This window comes from Asaia sp. VD9, from assembly GCF_037150015.1.
Taxonomy (GTDB): domain Bacteria; phylum Pseudomonadota; class Alphaproteobacteria; order Acetobacterales; family Acetobacteraceae; genus Asaia.
Genome location: NZ_JBBCQM010000013.1, coordinates 72234 through 87343 on the forward strand (window position 1 = coordinate 72234; position 15110 = coordinate 87343).

Consider the following 15110-nt stretch of genomic DNA (forward strand, 5'->3'; position numbering starts at 1 on the left):
CAAATCACTGATGTCGACTGGTCAGGAATCGCCTTATCGCCTGCTTTCGGGAGGAACTGCTCGGCCTTTTGCGGGCTGACACCTAGTGTCTCTCGATAGATAATACGGGATTTCAACGAAGATGACATCCCATACGAGGAAAGCAGTTTGGCAGTATTCTCATCCTCGCCGATCTAATAGTGAAGCATGCTTCACTATTAACGGATCGTATCCTATCATTGCGAGAATTGGGATGATCAACCTTACCTTGTCCTCAATAGAGGTTGAGCCATGCTTCCTCCACCTCCTATCGCCCCTTTCCGAATAGGACATAAAGGCTCAGAGTATTTCTCTTAGCGCGCCCGCTTCTACGGCGCTGCTCTCTTATCGTGAGAAAAACCCCTCCATGGCGCATCCGCAGACCATTCAGATCTTCCTTCCGGATGGAGATCCCCAAGGTATACGCATCGCCGCAATCACCACGCGTATCGTGCAAGTCATCGAGATACCACGCGCACGACTGAGCGATTTCCTCGCTATGAAAGAAGCTACCCATGTGGGGGTGTATTGGCTCTTCGGCGAGGATGAGGAAACCGGGCAGCCCAAAGCCTATATTGGACAAACCAGTGCTCTCGGTGCTCGCCTCAAGCAGCATCACGACGGTAAAGATTTCTGGAACCGAGCGCTGGTAGCTCTCTCCCTCACCCACAGCCTGACCGTCACTCACGCCCATTATTTGGAGTGGCAGTCGATCAACCGAGCTATTCAAGCACATCGTTACGCGCTTATAAACGGCACGGCAGGAAGCAGGCCCCACGCCCCGGCGGCGCTCGATGCAGAATGCCGTGAAATTTTCGAAACGATCGGTATTCTTCTAACGACGCTGGGCTATCCGGTCTTTGAAACGCTGATCAAACAGCCGCCCTCACGGGCAGCGCAAGACGAGGAAGAAACCAGAGCGACTGCTTCCAGCACTTCCCATGACATCGAGATATTCCTCCGGAACGATCGTGCCCAAGCCTCGGGGCGCTATACGGAAACTGGGCTCGTGGTTTTGGCGGGATCTTCGGGGCGAGCGCAAATGTCGACGCAATCGATAACACCGACTGCACGAAAGAAACGCGAGTATCTTATCGAGTCAGGTGAACTGGAAATTGTAGGAGAGCGCCTCTATTTCCGAAGGGATGTGAGTTTTTCTTCCCCTAGCGCCGCTGGTGACATGGTGAACGGCCGAGCCACTAACGGCTGGACCGAGTGGAAGAATGAAGGCGGGAAGACCCTCTCGGAAGTCATGGGACGCAAGCAACCGACTGCCTCAACCCACAACACAGAGATATAATCCAGGTTCCCATTATGTCATGATCTCCTTCCGCCAGGGCGAGTCTGCGCCGCGTCGAGTGCAGGTCTGGCTGGCGACGCGCTGACCATAGGCCAGGACTTCATGCAAGGCTTGGGAATTGAGACGCAGCAACGTTTCCCTCTCCAGGCAATCGCGCTCATGGAGCCCGGCGAGCAACCCCGCCATGAAACTGTCTCCGGCACCGACCGTGTCGATCACCTCCACGCTGAGGGCAGCAGCGTGGGCGTGGCTCCCTTGGCTCCAGCCGCTTACCCCCGCCTTGCCATGGGTGATCACCACAAGCTTCGCCCCATGCGCCAGCCAGTTCCGCGCGGCCTCGTCATGGGCAAGACCCGGATGAAGCCAGTCAAGATCCGCCCCGCTGATCTTGATGATATCGGCGCGCGAAAGCAGCCGCTCCAGGCGCGCGCGATAAGCGGGCGCATCTTTCACGTGCGACGCGCGGATATTGGGGTCGAAACTGATCAGTCGCCGTCCACCTGCTTCACGCAGGAACAACGTCTCATACGCCGTTGCTGCGGGCTCGCGTATCAGGGCGATCGATCCAAAATGCAGCGTGTCGATCCCTGCAAGCGCTCCGACGGAGGGCATGTCACAACAGATCCGATCCGCCGCGCCCTGATCGAAAAACGCATAAGCCGGTTCCCCCTGATCGAGACTGACAAAACCGAGTGTGGAAGGGGCATCGATCCGCGTCAGGAAGTGCCGCCCGACCCTGCTTTGCGCCAGGCCTTCCACGAATTGATCACCGAAGAGATCGGTGGATACGGCACAACCATACTCCGTTGGCACCCCGAGCCGGCCGAGCGCACGCGCAACGTTGTAAGAGGAACCGCCGAGACACGGACGGTAAGCCGCTCCCCCTTCGGCGCGAACAGGAATGAAATCGATGACCGCCTCACCGAGGCAGAGAATGGAACCGCCCATGGCTGTTCTTTCGCATTGGGACCCGCCGGGCCTCGCCTTATCAGGGGGCGGACCCGAGCTGAGCGTCTTTCAGTGCCGTGCCGCCGTCTTCTCGAAGACCGCCGCAGCATCGATGGTCAGGCTCTCGCTGAATAGCTGCTCGGCCACGACAGGACTGAAGGTGAAAGTATCGCAGCCCATGGTAGCCAGAAGGGCCAGATCATCAGCACGGCGCAGACTGGCTACAAGCAGCCTTGTGGCGCGCCCTGAAGCCAGGAGGATCTGATGCATCGTCTTCAGGATACCCGGCGCATCCTGCCCGCTATCGCCAATCCGCCCGAAATACGGAGCGACGTAATCCGCTCCTGCGGCGGCGGCAGTCAGCGCCTGATGAGCGGCGTAAACAGCTGTCAGGGTGGTGCGTACGCCATGCCCATGCAGGATCGACACAGCCCTGATGCCTTTCTCGGTGATCGGCACCTTGACCACGAGACGTGGATCGAGGGCCGCCAAGGCAAGCCCCGTTGCAACGAGCGCTTCTGTCTCGGTACCCCAGCACTGCGCCTGGACCTCGGGCACACCATAGCCCAGGATCTCACGCATGAGCGGTGCGATATCCTCGATCGAACTGTGCAGCCCCGAACGATCCAGAATGGTCGGATTGGTGGTTACTCCGTGGAAGAGCCCGGTAGGCAGCCAGCGCCGGAGCGCCGCGCGATCAGCGGTATCCAGGAATAATCTGAGCCCAGGACAGTCACCCGGCGCGATTCTCGAGGTCATTGCGTTCTCCTCATCAATCTCAGGGAAAGACGATACGGACTTTTGATCTTTTGTCAGGACATATGTTCGTGGTAGCGCCGACACATATGCGTCATCGCGCGCGCCGCCGCCACGCGACCGCGACATCTCACAGGAAAGCGGGCAGATGGCACGTCTCAAACGACAGCAGAGCAAGGGCATGATGGACGACCGGGAGAGTCGTCTGCGCGCCGCCTGGATGTATTATGACCGGCGCATGACGCAGAAGGAGATTGCCGAAGCCCTCGGCCTTGCACGCACCACCATCATTCGCCTGCTCGATGAGGCGCTGCGCCGTGGCGAGGTCCAGATATGGATCGATTCTGACTCGCTGACAGCGATCGAACTCGGAGCGGCGCTCGAACGGCATCTCGGGCTTGATGAAGCGATCATCGTGCCCGAGGCGCGAGACCAGAGCGAAGCCTCACGGAGCGTTGGCGCTGCACTGGGGCGTTTTCTCTCCGAAACGCTCACGGACAATATGAGCGTCGGGGTTGGTTGGGGACGTACCCTGACCGCTTCGCTCGCCCATTTCCGGCCATCGCGCCTTTCGGGAGCGCAGGTGATTTCCCTTCTGGGCGGTATGATTGAATCAGGCCCCGAGAACACGACCGACTATGCCTGGCAGTTGGCCAGTCGCATGGGCGCCGCCTGCTATCTCTATCCTGCCCCCCTGCTCGTCGATTCTGCCGAGACGGCCCGCATCCTGCGCGAACGCTGCGGCCTCGATCGCCTCGAGAAGATGGCAGCCACTCTTGATATGGCAGTATTGGGTGTGGGCGATATCGGTGCCGATTCCCTGTCCCTCTCCCGCCGAGCCATCAACCCGCACGAATACGCCATGCTCCAACGGGAAGGGGCCATTTGCGACATCATGTGCCACGCCCTGGATCGCGACGGAAAGGAGATCGATCATGCGTTGAGTCAACGCATCATGTCGGTGCCGCTCCCTACTCTCGCCGCAACACGGCATCTCGTGTTTGCCTCGGGTGGCGTCGCGCGTGCTCCGGCGATTTACGCGGCCATCAAGGGACTGGGATGCCACACATTGGTGACCGATGAGAGCGCGGCCCGTGCGCTGCTGACCTGCCCCGCCATCACACAGGCGTAAGAATCCTGGCCATGAAAAAAGCCGCCCGGTCTTGCGACGGGCGGCTTTTGCACAATGCGCTGAGGCGCGCTCTTACTTCAGCTTTGCATTGCACTGCGAGTAATAGCCACCGCCCTTCTGGATCCATTTGAGATCCCCATTCCCCCCTGATTGCTGGTTGGCATGGTACTGGTCGAGGCAGGTCTTCATACGCGCCTTGCCCGGCGAGAGCTTGGCATAGGCAGTAGAGACAGAGGTCGGGAAGACCACATTCCCGGAAGCGGTGGTAGAGGGCTTCGAGGCGATCCCGGCGCCTGGCGATGCCGGAGCCTCTGTGGTCACCTTCTTGTCGGTCGCAGCTTCCTTCTCCTGGGCGGGCATGGCCTGCTGAGCCGCAGCCGTCGAGACATCACCGCACTGGGCAGCCTTGAAATCCTTGTATTTCTGCCCATTCAGCGTGCCGGCCTTTTCGGCAGCCTGAAACTTCGCATGGCATTCCTTGGCCGACAGGGCCATGGCGGAAGGGCTGGCGACAGCCACCCCACCAAGCAGAAGACCGGCCATCAAGACGCGGCCATGAGAGAGTTTCAGTGCCATGGGTATGTCCCCGAAGTGAAGAAGCTTGCGGATCAGTTGATCCGCTCGCCATGAAGAACCATGTCCAGACCTTCGAGTTCCTCGTCACGGGTGACACGCAGGCCGATTGTGAGGTCCACAACCTTCAGGATGATGAAGGTGAAGATCACGCACCACACGATGGTCACGCCCACAGCTTCGGCCTGACGGACGAACTGTGCGAAGGAACCCACCACACCAGCCGGATTGGCATCGGTGGCAGAAAGCGGACCATAGGCGAATACGCCCGTCAGCAATGCGCCGACGATACCACCCGTACCATGCACGCCGAAAGCATCGAGACTGTCGTCATAGCCAAGGCGCGGCTTCAGAATGGCGGAAGCCCAGAAGCACACAACACCCGCCACGAGGCCAATGATCAGAGCCGGACCCGCCAACACGAAACCAGCGGCAGGCGTAATGGCCACGAGACCGGCCACGGCTCCGGAGATGATGCCGAGTGCGGTCGGCTTGCGCGAGTGGATCCACTCCGCAACCATCCAAGCCATGGCACCGCCTGCCGTTGCTACCTGCGTAGTCAGCATGGCCATGCCTGCACGGCCATTGGCGCCACCGGCCGAGCCTGCATTGAATCCGAACCAGCCAACCCAGAGCAGGGAGGCACCGATGATGGCGTAGGTCAGGTTGAAGGGCGAGAAATCCTCATGCCCAAGACCGCGACGCTTGCCGAGCACCAGAGCGGCCACCAGACCGGCCACACCGGAATTGATATGCACGACCGTACCACCGGCGAAATCGACGGCACCGATACCGGCTACCCAGCCGAGAGGGCTCCAGACCCAATGCGCGATCGGCGCATAGACGAGAATGGACCACAGCACCGTGAAGGCACAGAGCGCCGAGAACTTCATACGCTCGGCAAAGCTGCCTGCGATCAGAGCCGGAGTGATGATGGCGAAGGTCATCTGGAACATGACCCAGACGCTCTCGGGAATGGTCATTGCCACGGGATTGGCGGAGTTCGCCCCCATGACGAAGGCCTGATCGGCCCCCTTGCTGATATGCTCGGCCACGCCGTTCAGCATGAAGCGCGACATGTCGCCGATCCAGGGCGTGCCCGTACCGAAGGCCAGGCTGTAGCCGACAACCATCCAGACGATGCTGGCAATACAGCAGATGGCGACCGACTGGATCAGCGTTGCCAGCACGTTCTTCTTGCGAACCATGCCCGCGTAGAACAGGCCGACGCCGGGAATGGTCATCAGCAGGACGAGCGCCGTGCTGACCAGCATCCAGGCGGTATCGCCCGTGTCGATGGCCGGAGGCGCTGCAAGGGCGGGAAGAGGCATCAGTGCGACGGTGAGAGGTGCAATCGCCTTGAGGATACGGCTCATATGGCGGTTTCTCCCGTTTCGCCGGTGCGGATGCGGATGACAGTATCGAGCGGCGAGACGAAGATCTTGCCGTCGCCAATCTTGCCGGTGCGGGCGGCATTCAGGATCGCATCGACCACCTCATCGACGATATCGTCGGTAACGGCGATCTCGATCTTGACCTTGGGCAGGAAGCTGACCTGATATTCCGCGCCTCGATAAATCTCCGTCTGACCTTTCTGACGACCGAAACCCTTGATCTCGGTAACCGTTAGGCCCTGTACCCCCAGTGGGGTCAGGGCTTCGCGAACGTCATCCAGTTTGAACGGCTTGATAATCGCCGTAATGAGCTTCATTACATTCCTCCGCACCGCAAGAGGCCCCTGTTTCTGCAAACAGTCCTGCCAGTTCTCGTAAGACCAAATCGTGCCAGTTTCATAACGAGATTGGCAAGAGCCTAGAGAGCTCCACTTCCCATTTCCTGCGGCTGCATTAAAAAAGCCACGGTCACAAGAGCTGTGGAGAAGAAAGCCCCATGAACCAGGTCGATATCTGCATCAATGGCGCGGGTCCTGTCGGGGCGACTCTGGCCTGTCGTCTCGCGGCATCGGGGCTTCGGGTTCTGCTCATCGACCGCGCGCCCCTGCCCGGCATGGAGCATCCATCGCTTGACGGACGCGCCTATGCCATCACCGAGGGCTCGCGCCGCATGCTCGACGCGGCGGGGATATGGCAGCACCTGCCCGCTCCTTCGCAGCCCATCAACAGCATCACCGTCAGCGATGGCCGACCGGGCGAGCCCGCCTCCCCCCATGGGCTGCGTTTTGGCCCTGAGGATGCGCCGGTCGAAAACGGTGCCGCAACCCCTTTTGGCTGGATGATCGAGGCACGCGATCTGCGTGCGGCGCTCAACCGGGCTCTGACCGCCCATGAGGGGCCGCTCACACTCGCTGCCCCTGAGACCGGACAATTCGTCTTCCATGACACCCATGCCGAGGTGACGCTGAGTTCGGGCGCCGTCTATCGGGCGTCGCTCGTGATTGCGGCAGAGGGTCGACAGAGCCCACTGCGCCAGCAGGCCGGCATCATGGTGACGAAGCTGCCCTATAACCAGTGCGGCCTGATCAGCATCATCCATCATGAACGTCCTCATGACGGCCGGGCGCTCGAACACTTCCTGCCCCAGGGGCCATTTGCCCGCCTCCCCCTGCCTGCCAGCAGCGACCATGCTCATCGTTCGGCCATTGTCTGGGCCGAAGCCACCCGCAGAGCGGAACGCTTCTATGCGCTGGATGACACAGCATTCGCCCGTGCCATCATGGAGCGTCTGGGCGATGATGTGGGGGCTTCCATGCCCGTCGGACGGCGCTGGATCTATCCTCTTTCGGCGCAATACGCCCAGCGCTACACGGCGACACGCCTCGCCCTCGCCGGTGATTCCGCCCATGGCTTGCACCCTATCGCGGGCCAGGGACTCAATGTCGGGTTCAAGGACATCATTGCCCTGACCGATCTGCTGGAAACGCGCTTCAGGCAGGGCGGTGATCTTGGCGCCAGCGATCTCCTGGCCCGCTACCAGCGCCGTGTCCGACCGGGCAACATGGCCATGATGGCCGCCTGTGACGGGCTGGAGCGTCTTTTCGGCAATGACAACCCGATTTTGCGCTTTGGTCGCGATCTGGGTCTGGAGGCCATGAGCCGCCTTCCCGGTCTCAGGCGCGCCTTCGTGAAGAAGGCCATGGGACTATGAGTGCCCCTTCGGACCAGCCCTCGCCCGATCTCGAGGCCATCTGGAAGGAAATGCTCAAACAGAGCGATGTCTGTTGCGACGTTCTGATCCAGGGCGTTTTCGCGACAGGGATCAGCGATCACCGCAATTTTCAGGGTGCGCTGGCAGCCTTGCTGGGTACGAAACTGGCTGATCGCGCGCTCTCCGCCCCTGTACTTTCGGCCCTCGTCACCTCGGCACTCATCGAGCAGCCCGAAATTGCAGCGGCCGCCGCAGAAGACATGATCGCCATTTGCGAGCGCGACGCTGCATGCCCGGATTACGTGACCCCTTTTCTCTTCTTCAAGGGCTATCACGCCGTACAGGCCTACCGGATTGCACACTGGCTATGGCGTCATGATCGGCAGCATCTGGCCCGCCATCTCCAGAGCCTTGTGAGCGAGCGCTTCGGTCTGGATATCCACCCCGCAGCCCAGCTTGGGCGACGCCTTGTCTTCGATCACGGCGCAGGCATCGTCATTGGTGAAACCTGCATCATCGAAGATGACGTTTCCCTGCTCCAGGGTGTCACGCTGGGAGGTACGGGCAAGGAAACCGGTAATCGTCATCCCAAGGTGCGCCGCGGCGTCCTGGTTGGGGCAGGCGCCATCGTTCTGGGCAATATCGAACTCGGCGAGGGGGCCAAGGTCGGGGCAGGTTCGGTCGTTCTCGAAAGCGTGCCACCCTATACCACGGTGGTCGGTAATCCGGCCCGTCGGATTGGCACGCGCCACACCTCCATGCCGGCACTAGGGATGGATCAGCGTCTGCCTCCCGTGGATTACGTGATCTGACATCGAGGCCTCCAGGAGTGCCTCCGGCAACAGCGCCTTCGCAACCGAAAACGCTGTTGCCCCGGCTGCGCCGTGGGGCGCTCGCTCTGGCTGGGCTGGTCGCCACCTATATAGGTGTCCTGGCTTATCCTGAACCGGCATTTGCCTATCGGATACAGTATCGGCAATTCGACCTCTGGTCGGATCGCCCTATCGACAGCTCCATCACCGTCGTTCTGGACGATGCGATCCGGCGCTTGCAGACATCGAGCCTCTACACGCCACAGCAGCGCTTCCACGTCTTTTTCTGCAACGCGCGGTGGCGGCTACAGCTCTATGGGCTGTTTCACCCAGGCGTCGGGGGCATCGTGATCGCGCCGCTCACATCCAATATCTACCTTCGTGAGTCGGATATCCCTCATGACAGGATCATTCCTCCCCATGCCGGACCGATGGCAGATGCGAAGGAACGCCCGCTCGCCTATTACATTGCCCATGAGGCGACGCATGTGATGCAAGGCCGCAGCTTCGGACGCTTCTTTGCCCTGACCCGCCCCACATGGCTCAATGAGGGATATGCCGATCTCGTCGGCAAGGGCGGTGACTTCGATATGCGGGACAATCTCGCACGATTGCAGGCGCATGATCCCTCAATGGATGTGCGCCGAAGCGGACTCTATCGACTCTATCATCTGGAAGTCGCCTGGATGCTCGGCCATGACGCTGTTCCTCTTGAAACGCTCTACGCGCATCCTCCGGCCGAAAAAAAGCTCCTCGCCAGATTGCGCGAGGCGCGACTGCCCTGAGACAGGGCATATCGCGCGGCGTCGGGATCAGTCGAACGCCTTGCGCACCAAGGAGCCGAGCAGAGTGCCTTCGGCTGCGCCTGTCGCTTCCGTCATCCCGAGATAGGGGCTGAGCGCTCCGGCGAGATTGGACAAGGTGAGTGTCTGCAGCCAGATGCGTCCCGGCCCGGTCAAACGGGCCAGAAACACGCCATCGCCGCCGAAGATCTTGTTGCGTATGCCGGGCAGGGTCGTGATGTCGAACTGCACGCTTTCCTCGAACATGCCCACATGGCCGGGATGCACATCGATCTGCTCCCCTGGCGCCAGATCATGCGTGACGATCTCGCCACCCATTTCTGCCCAGAACCGGCCATACCCGGAGAGACGTTGCAGGATGAACCCCTCGCCCCCGAATAATCCCGCACCGAGTTTGCGCTGGAAGGCCATGTCAAGGCGCACCCCCTCGGTCCCGGCAACGAAGCCATGACGATGCACTAGATAGGCGCGCGATCCATCAAGCACGTGCTCGGTGATGTGTCCGGGTATCTTGGCCGCGAAGGCCACGATACCGGGGGCTCCCTCAGCCCGATACTCGGTCATGAACAACCCGCCTCCGGCGATCATGCGTGAGACCGAGCCGAGAAATCCGCTCTTCCCCGCACCCGAGGTACTGGTGGTGAGCGTAACATGGGGGCTCTTCCACGACAATTCGCCGGTTTCCGCGGTCAGGCGTTCGCCCGGTTGGAGGGCGATACGCAATACGGGAAAGAGCGACCCGTCAATCTGGGCTTCCATGCAGCATCCTCCTGAAACATTGAGACATGATTCATGGCATGAGAGCGTCCTGGCATTCACCCACAAAGACGCAAGCTTGCCGGATCGTCATGTTTCTGCCGTGCATCGACCCTGGCCGCGATACGCAAGGGGAAACGGGTTTCAGAGAAACTCCACGTGGGTCTTGAAGCCGAGCAGGACGGCATCCTTGAGGTTGCCCTGCCCGTTGGGTCTGACGAAAAGCTCGACCATCGGCTGCATCAAGACCCCGCGCCACGCGTGCCAGCCATAATTCGCCTCCATGACGATGGCATGGCGCTGTATGCCGGTGGCACGATAGGGCAGTACTGCATTTCTCGCCCTGAGCAATTCCTCGGTGCGCTGCACACCCGGCGAGATCGCCGTATAGCTAAAAGCGATCGCGATCGTGTCCTCGGGACGCGACTTCCAGGTGCCACGACTGATCAGACCGCCATAGACCTGCCAATTCCGCAGCGACACGCGCTTGTCGTTGTAGAGAAAGCCCCAGAGCGCGGTCAGGCCGGAATCCGTGTCCTGCCCTGCCTCATCCTTTCGATAGGTCATGAATTTCTGATCCATCATCACCCAAGTGTTGTAACTGGCGCGATGCTGGCGCTGGTTCAGCCCGGTCAGGGCATAAGGCTGGCCATACTGATCTTCATGGATGTCCGAGAGGGGCGTGGTGGTCAGAGCGGCGCCCACGCGGTAATGGCCCGGCAAATGCCCGCGCATCCTGGGCTCCCAGCCGAGCTCGAGCGGCAGGCGCACGCCATTGATCGACGCGCCGTCGAATTTGAAGCCGCTCCGGTTCTTCGTGTAAGAAAACATACCCTCCTCGGTCACGTAGAGCCCGAGTTGGATATAGGATTGCGGCAAAGGCCTGCCGCGCACCCTGATTCCCCAGTTGCCCGCGGGGAAGGTGGAGGCATAGCCAGTATCGGCCGCCGCACGGGGCCGACCGCAGATTGCATTGATCTGGAACGTGCAGAACAGGGGGCTTGCGGCAAAATCGGACAGTTCGGCCATGCGCCCGGCTGCGATGGAGAGCTTGCCGCCATAAAGTGTCTCCTCGCCATAGGCCATGACGAGATGCACCACTACATTGCCGCCTCCCCCATAAATTTCTGAGGAATGGTTGAGCCAGTCGCCGAACATGCGATTGGCAGGCGTGCCATAGCGTCCTGTCACGACCATATGGGTCGCAAACCCCTTGATCCCGGCAATGCGCTCCCAGTCCACATTAAGGGAGAGCGCATATTGCCCGGCATTGCTCGAGCCCTGTCTGTAATCACCGACATGCTTCGTGGGTGTGGTAACAGCCGCCGTATATTCGTTGATATTATCGAAAAGCAGCCCGATCCCCCGGCGACGCAGCCAATCCGTCAGACCGAACGGATTGTAGAAAACGGCCTTGGGTTGGCCAAACGCCGGGACGCTCGTCGGCTGCAAGGGTCGATCCGGAAAGGGATCATTGATCTGGTAACTCGGCTCCGAGCCGGTTTCTTCATCCTCGTCATCGGCCGCCCATGCGGGCAACGGCCCTGAAAGCCCCGCCAGACAGGCGACGGCGAGGCTCCAGCGAAAGAACTGACTCGGCACGATTGGGGCGAACTCACAGATACGTTATCGCTCGTCCCTAACACCGGAAAACCGTGTCTGACCAGTCCGATTTTCCGCATCCCTGCTCCGCGCGTTGCGAAGCGGAATGCGGAAGAGATCACTCCGCGTCGATCTTACGCTTGGGCAGCAGGGCAGGAATGAAGGTCAGCGTGGCGAGCAAGGTGCAGGCCAGCGACATCAGCAGCAGACGGCCCATACTGGCCGTGCCGGGGTGCTCGGATGCCGCGAGCGAGCCGAAAGCCGTGCCTGTGGTCAGCGCCGAAAACAGCACGGCGCGCGCGGTGGGCGAGGTGAGCGGGCTCTTGATCCCTGCCCGCCAGTTCATGACGAAATAGATGTTGAACGACACCCCCACGCCCAGCAGCAAAGGCAACGCGATGATATTCGCGAAATTCAGCGTCTCAGGCACGGTGACGATGAGGATTACGGTCAGCAATGCGGAAAGCAGGAGCGGGGCCAGAACCAGCACCATGTCCAGCAGGCGGCGCAAAGCCACGAACAGGATGATGGCGATCATCACGAGGGCCGAAATCGCCGCTGTGGAGAAGGCATGCACCATCGTATGCGCGCTCTCCACCACTTCGAGCGCTGTGCCCGCCGTATTCTTGTCCACGGTGAGCATGTCGTGCAGGAAGCGGTACAGCACCTTGCTGTCCGACATGCGTCCCTTGGGCAGGATCTTGAGGAGCGCGCGCCCGTCGGGAGCCACGTAGTCACGAGCGATGTCCTGCGGAATGCTCTCGATGGTAACAGGCGTGGGCTGCAGCACATCGACGAGCTGGGCAAGCTGCTCCGGCAGGAAGCGCGTCAATGCCGTATTGGCGGCCAGGATCTGGGCGTCGGGTGCCTTCGCGAGCTCAGCGAGGGAGCGCTGGATGCTGCGCAGCGGCGAGTCAGGAGCAGTCTTGTCAAGCACGGCGCCCAGCTTGCTCGCGGCAGAAGCCGCGCTGGCACGCAGCGCATTCGCATCGGGCGCGGGCTGAACCTCCTGCCCGACCAGCGTAGGCAGCAGGATAGAAGCCGTATCCTGAATCATGGCCAGTTTTTCGGTCTGGTTCTCCGGCACGAACATGCCCAGCCACATGACTGAAGACACGCTCGGCAGGGCTTCGAACTGCTTGGCGCGATCTGCCGCGATCTTCAGATTGGGGACCACCACCTCACCGTCATAAGGCGAAGCGCGCGGGTCCTGTTCCAGAAGATGGATGGCCCGCATACCTTCCGTGTCCGGGTTCTTGGTATGCAGCGGGTCGGCATCGAAGCTGAGGCGCGGGATGAGCGCGAGACCCGTTACGGCCAGAATGCCGAAAAAGGCCAGAACCGGCTTGCGGTAGCGCCGCAGGAAGTGATCTGCCGGAGCAAGTCGCGTGAAGCCCGGCATGCCACGGCTCAGGCGCGCACGGAAAAGATGCAGCAGTGCCGGCAGAAGCGTCATGGTGCACAGAAAAGCAATGATCATGCCGATACCGGCAATCAGACCGAGCTGCGCCACACCGACGAAATTGGTCGGGACGAAGGCCAAAAACCCAGCGGCTGTGGCCAGAGCGGCAACCAGGATCTGGTGCCCTGTCTCGCGCCCAGTCTCGGCCAGTGCATCTTCCGGTGTCATTGCGGCGCCCGAAACCTGACGCTGACCTCTGAAACGCACGGAGAACTGGATGGCAAAATCGACGGCAATACCCACGAACAGTACCGCAAAAGCCACCGAGATCAGATTGAGCTTGCCCACGGCAATAGCCGCGAACCCCGTTGTGAGCAGCAGGCCGATCACGAGCGTGATCAGGATCGGCACGATGACCCGCATGGAACGGACGGCCAGAACCAGCCAGGCAGCCACAAGCACGAGCGAGGTCAGCAGTCCAAAGCCCATGCCGTGGGCAACGGTCGAGAACTCCTCATCACTCAGCTGGACCGGGCCGGTGATCATGGCGATGGCATTGCCGCTCTTGACGAAAGGCAAGGAATCGATGGCCTTGCGCATGGCGGCGCTCGCCTCGCCCCCCGGCTGAAGGGACCCGAAATCCTGATGCGGCTGGGTCATCACGAACTGATAGCGCCCGGCCATATCGCCCAGCGGTCCAGCCAGAAGATTCTGCCAGGAAAGGTCCTTGGGATGATTCCCAGCCGCATCCTGCAGGGCGGTAGCAAAGCCCCTGAGCTCGGGATCGAAGCTCGCGGGAATGTCCTCACCTGCCGAGAGCCCTTCACCCAGCAGACCGAGCGCCGTGAAAATACCGCGCGACGAAGGGTCGGCGGAGAGCGTGCCAAGGAAAGGCTGGGCTGCCACGATGGAGTCGAGCAGTGACCCCAGAACGGGCTTGTCGAGATAAAGCAGGCCGTGATTCTGGAGGAACGGGGAATCATCGGGCAGACGCACGGTGCGGAAATTCTTGTGATCCGCCTTCAGGATTCTGGCCAGCTCGCGCGCCGTGGCGCGACCCTGCTCCGGCATGTCCGCCTTGATGATGGCGACCATCAGATCGTCATTCTGCGGGAAAAGCTGGCTCAGCTCTGCATTGCGTTTCTTCCAGGGCAGGCTGGAGGCGAACATCTCATCGGTATCGGTTGTGACGCCAAGACGTTGGGCGGTCAGATACAGGCTTCCGGCCGTCAGAAGCGTGAAAAGCGCCAGAACAACAAGGGCGCGCCTTGTGCAGAACGCGACGATCGATCCGATGAGATTTGCGAGCATTGACGTTTGTTGAACCCTGCCACGGAGAGACGCCAAAGCGCCATGGTCCGGGCAGGTTTAGAGCATTGTCCCCTGATTGGGAAACCGCCCATGTCACAGAGCTGTCACGAAATGACTCAGCTACGGGTATTGCGCAGGAAAGCAAGCGTCTCCACACAGGCAGCCGAAGCCTCGCGCCCCTTGTTGTGCACGTCCTTGCGCGACCGCGCCTGGGCCTGCTCATCGGTATAGGTGGTCAGGATGCCGAAGGAGATGGGTGTTTCGGTGGCGAGTTGCGCCTGCATGATGCCAATCGTGGCGCCAAGGCTGATGAACTCGAAATGCGCCGTATCACCCTTGATCACGCAGCCAAGGCAGATGACCCCTTCATAGGTGCCTGTCTTGGCCAGAGCCTGCGCCATGAGAGGCAGTTCGAAGGCGCCCGGCGCGTCAAACACGTCGACATCGCGAATGCCGTGTTCTTCCAGCCATTCGAGCGCGCCATCGCGCAGACCATGGGTGACGTCCGTGTTGAAACGGCTGACCAGAAGGGCGAGCTTGGGCGTCGGCACCAGTGTGAGATCGGGGGCGACGGGAATGGATTTGCTCATGG

At 60.9% G+C, this 15110-nt stretch carries 14 protein-coding genes; 5 read left to right on the forward strand and 9 right to left on the reverse strand.

Features of this window, described 5'->3' with window-relative positions; translation table 11 throughout:
* Positions 1 to 385: 385 nt before the first annotated feature.
* Positions 386 to 1318, forward strand: a complete 933-nt coding sequence (locus WFJ47_RS14220; RefSeq protein ID WP_336763853.1) for a GIY-YIG nuclease family protein — start codon at positions 386 to 388, stop codon at positions 1316 to 1318.
* A gap of 12 nt (positions 1319 to 1330) precedes the next feature.
* On the opposite strand, the gene WFJ47_RS14225 is transcribed toward WFJ47_RS14220, so the two are convergent.
* Positions 1331 to 2266 carry a carbohydrate kinase gene (locus tag WFJ47_RS14225; RefSeq protein WP_336763854.1) on the reverse strand — a complete coding sequence of 312 codons (936 nt, stop codon included), beginning with the start codon at positions 2264 to 2266 and terminating at the stop codon, positions 1331 to 1333.
* Between the two features lie 69 nt (positions 2267 to 2335).
* Positions 2336 to 3025: a transaldolase family protein gene (locus WFJ47_RS14230; protein WP_336763855.1), complete on the reverse strand. Its 690-nt coding sequence runs from the start codon at positions 3023 to 3025 to the stop codon at positions 2336 to 2338.
* A gap of 145 nt (positions 3026 to 3170) precedes the next feature.
* On the opposite strand from WFJ47_RS14230, the gene WFJ47_RS14235 reads away from it, so the two are divergent.
* Positions 3171 to 4154 (forward strand): sugar-binding transcriptional regulator, encoded by a 984-nt coding sequence (locus WFJ47_RS14235; protein ID WP_336763856.1) that lies wholly within the window; start codon positions 3171 to 3173, stop codon positions 4152 to 4154.
* Positions 4155 to 4226: 72 nt separating this feature from the next.
* Here the strand turns inward: WFJ47_RS14235 and WFJ47_RS14240 are convergent, their stop codons facing one another.
* The 3 genes from WFJ47_RS14240 to glnK are packed head-to-tail and all read right to left on the reverse strand — an operon-like array spanning position 4227 to position 6438.
* Complete coding sequence (locus tag WFJ47_RS14240; protein WP_127102953.1) at positions 4227 to 4730, reverse strand: hypothetical protein; 504 nt, start codon at positions 4728 to 4730, stop codon at positions 4227 to 4229.
* A gap of 32 nt (positions 4731 to 4762) precedes the next feature.
* Positions 4763 to 6103: an ammonium transporter gene (locus tag WFJ47_RS14245; RefSeq protein ID WP_127102952.1), complete on the reverse strand. Its 1341-nt coding sequence runs from the start codon at positions 6101 to 6103 to the stop codon at positions 4763 to 4765.
* Positions 6100 to 6438 (reverse strand): P-II family nitrogen regulator, encoded by a 339-nt coding sequence (gene glnK / locus WFJ47_RS14250; protein WP_127102951.1) that lies wholly within the window; start codon positions 6436 to 6438, stop codon positions 6100 to 6102. Before glnK ends, WFJ47_RS14245 begins: the two co-directional genes overlap by 4 nt.
* A 179-nt stretch (positions 6439 to 6617) precedes the next feature.
* Between glnK and WFJ47_RS14255 the strand changes: the two genes are divergently transcribed.
* From WFJ47_RS14255 to WFJ47_RS14265, 3 genes are read left to right on the forward strand one after another with little or no spacing between them, the layout of a single operon-like run.
* Complete coding sequence (locus tag WFJ47_RS14255) at positions 6618 to 7832, forward strand: UbiH/UbiF/VisC/COQ6 family ubiquinone biosynthesis hydroxylase (protein WP_336763857.1); 1215 nt, start codon at positions 6618 to 6620, stop codon at positions 7830 to 7832.
* Positions 7829 to 8644 carry a serine O-acetyltransferase gene (gene cysE / locus WFJ47_RS14260; protein ID WP_127102949.1) on the forward strand — a complete coding sequence of 272 codons (816 nt, stop codon included), beginning with the start codon at positions 7829 to 7831 and terminating at the stop codon, positions 8642 to 8644. The genes WFJ47_RS14255 and cysE overlap by 4 nt, the downstream gene beginning before the upstream one ends.
* 56 nt (positions 8645 to 8700) lie before the next feature.
* On the forward strand, positions 8701 to 9429 hold the full coding sequence (locus tag WFJ47_RS14265; protein WP_336763858.1) for a hypothetical protein: 729 nt from the start codon (positions 8701 to 8703) through the stop codon (positions 9427 to 9429).
* A gap of 27 nt (positions 9430 to 9456) precedes the next feature.
* Here the strand turns inward: WFJ47_RS14265 and WFJ47_RS14270 are convergent, their stop codons facing one another.
* From WFJ47_RS14270 to ribH, 4 genes are all read right to left on the reverse strand, one after another.
* Positions 9457 to 10206, reverse strand: coding sequence for a TIGR00266 family protein (locus WFJ47_RS14270; RefSeq protein WP_336763859.1), 750 nt, complete (start codon positions 10204 to 10206; stop codon positions 9457 to 9459).
* A 141-nt stretch (positions 10207 to 10347) separates the two neighbouring features.
* Complete coding sequence (locus tag WFJ47_RS14275) at positions 10348 to 11805, reverse strand: carbohydrate porin (protein WP_336763860.1); 1458 nt, start codon at positions 11803 to 11805, stop codon at positions 10348 to 10350.
* Between the two features lie 118 nt (positions 11806 to 11923).
* On the reverse strand, positions 11924 to 14518 hold the full coding sequence (locus WFJ47_RS14280; protein WP_336763861.1) for an MMPL family transporter: 2595 nt from the start codon (positions 14516 to 14518) through the stop codon (positions 11924 to 11926).
* Between the two features lie 116 nt (positions 14519 to 14634).
* Positions 14635 to 15108: a 6,7-dimethyl-8-ribityllumazine synthase gene (gene ribH, locus WFJ47_RS14285; RefSeq protein WP_127102944.1), complete on the reverse strand. Its 474-nt coding sequence runs from the start codon at positions 15106 to 15108 to the stop codon at positions 14635 to 14637.
* Between the last annotated feature and the right edge of the window lie 2 nt (positions 15109 to 15110).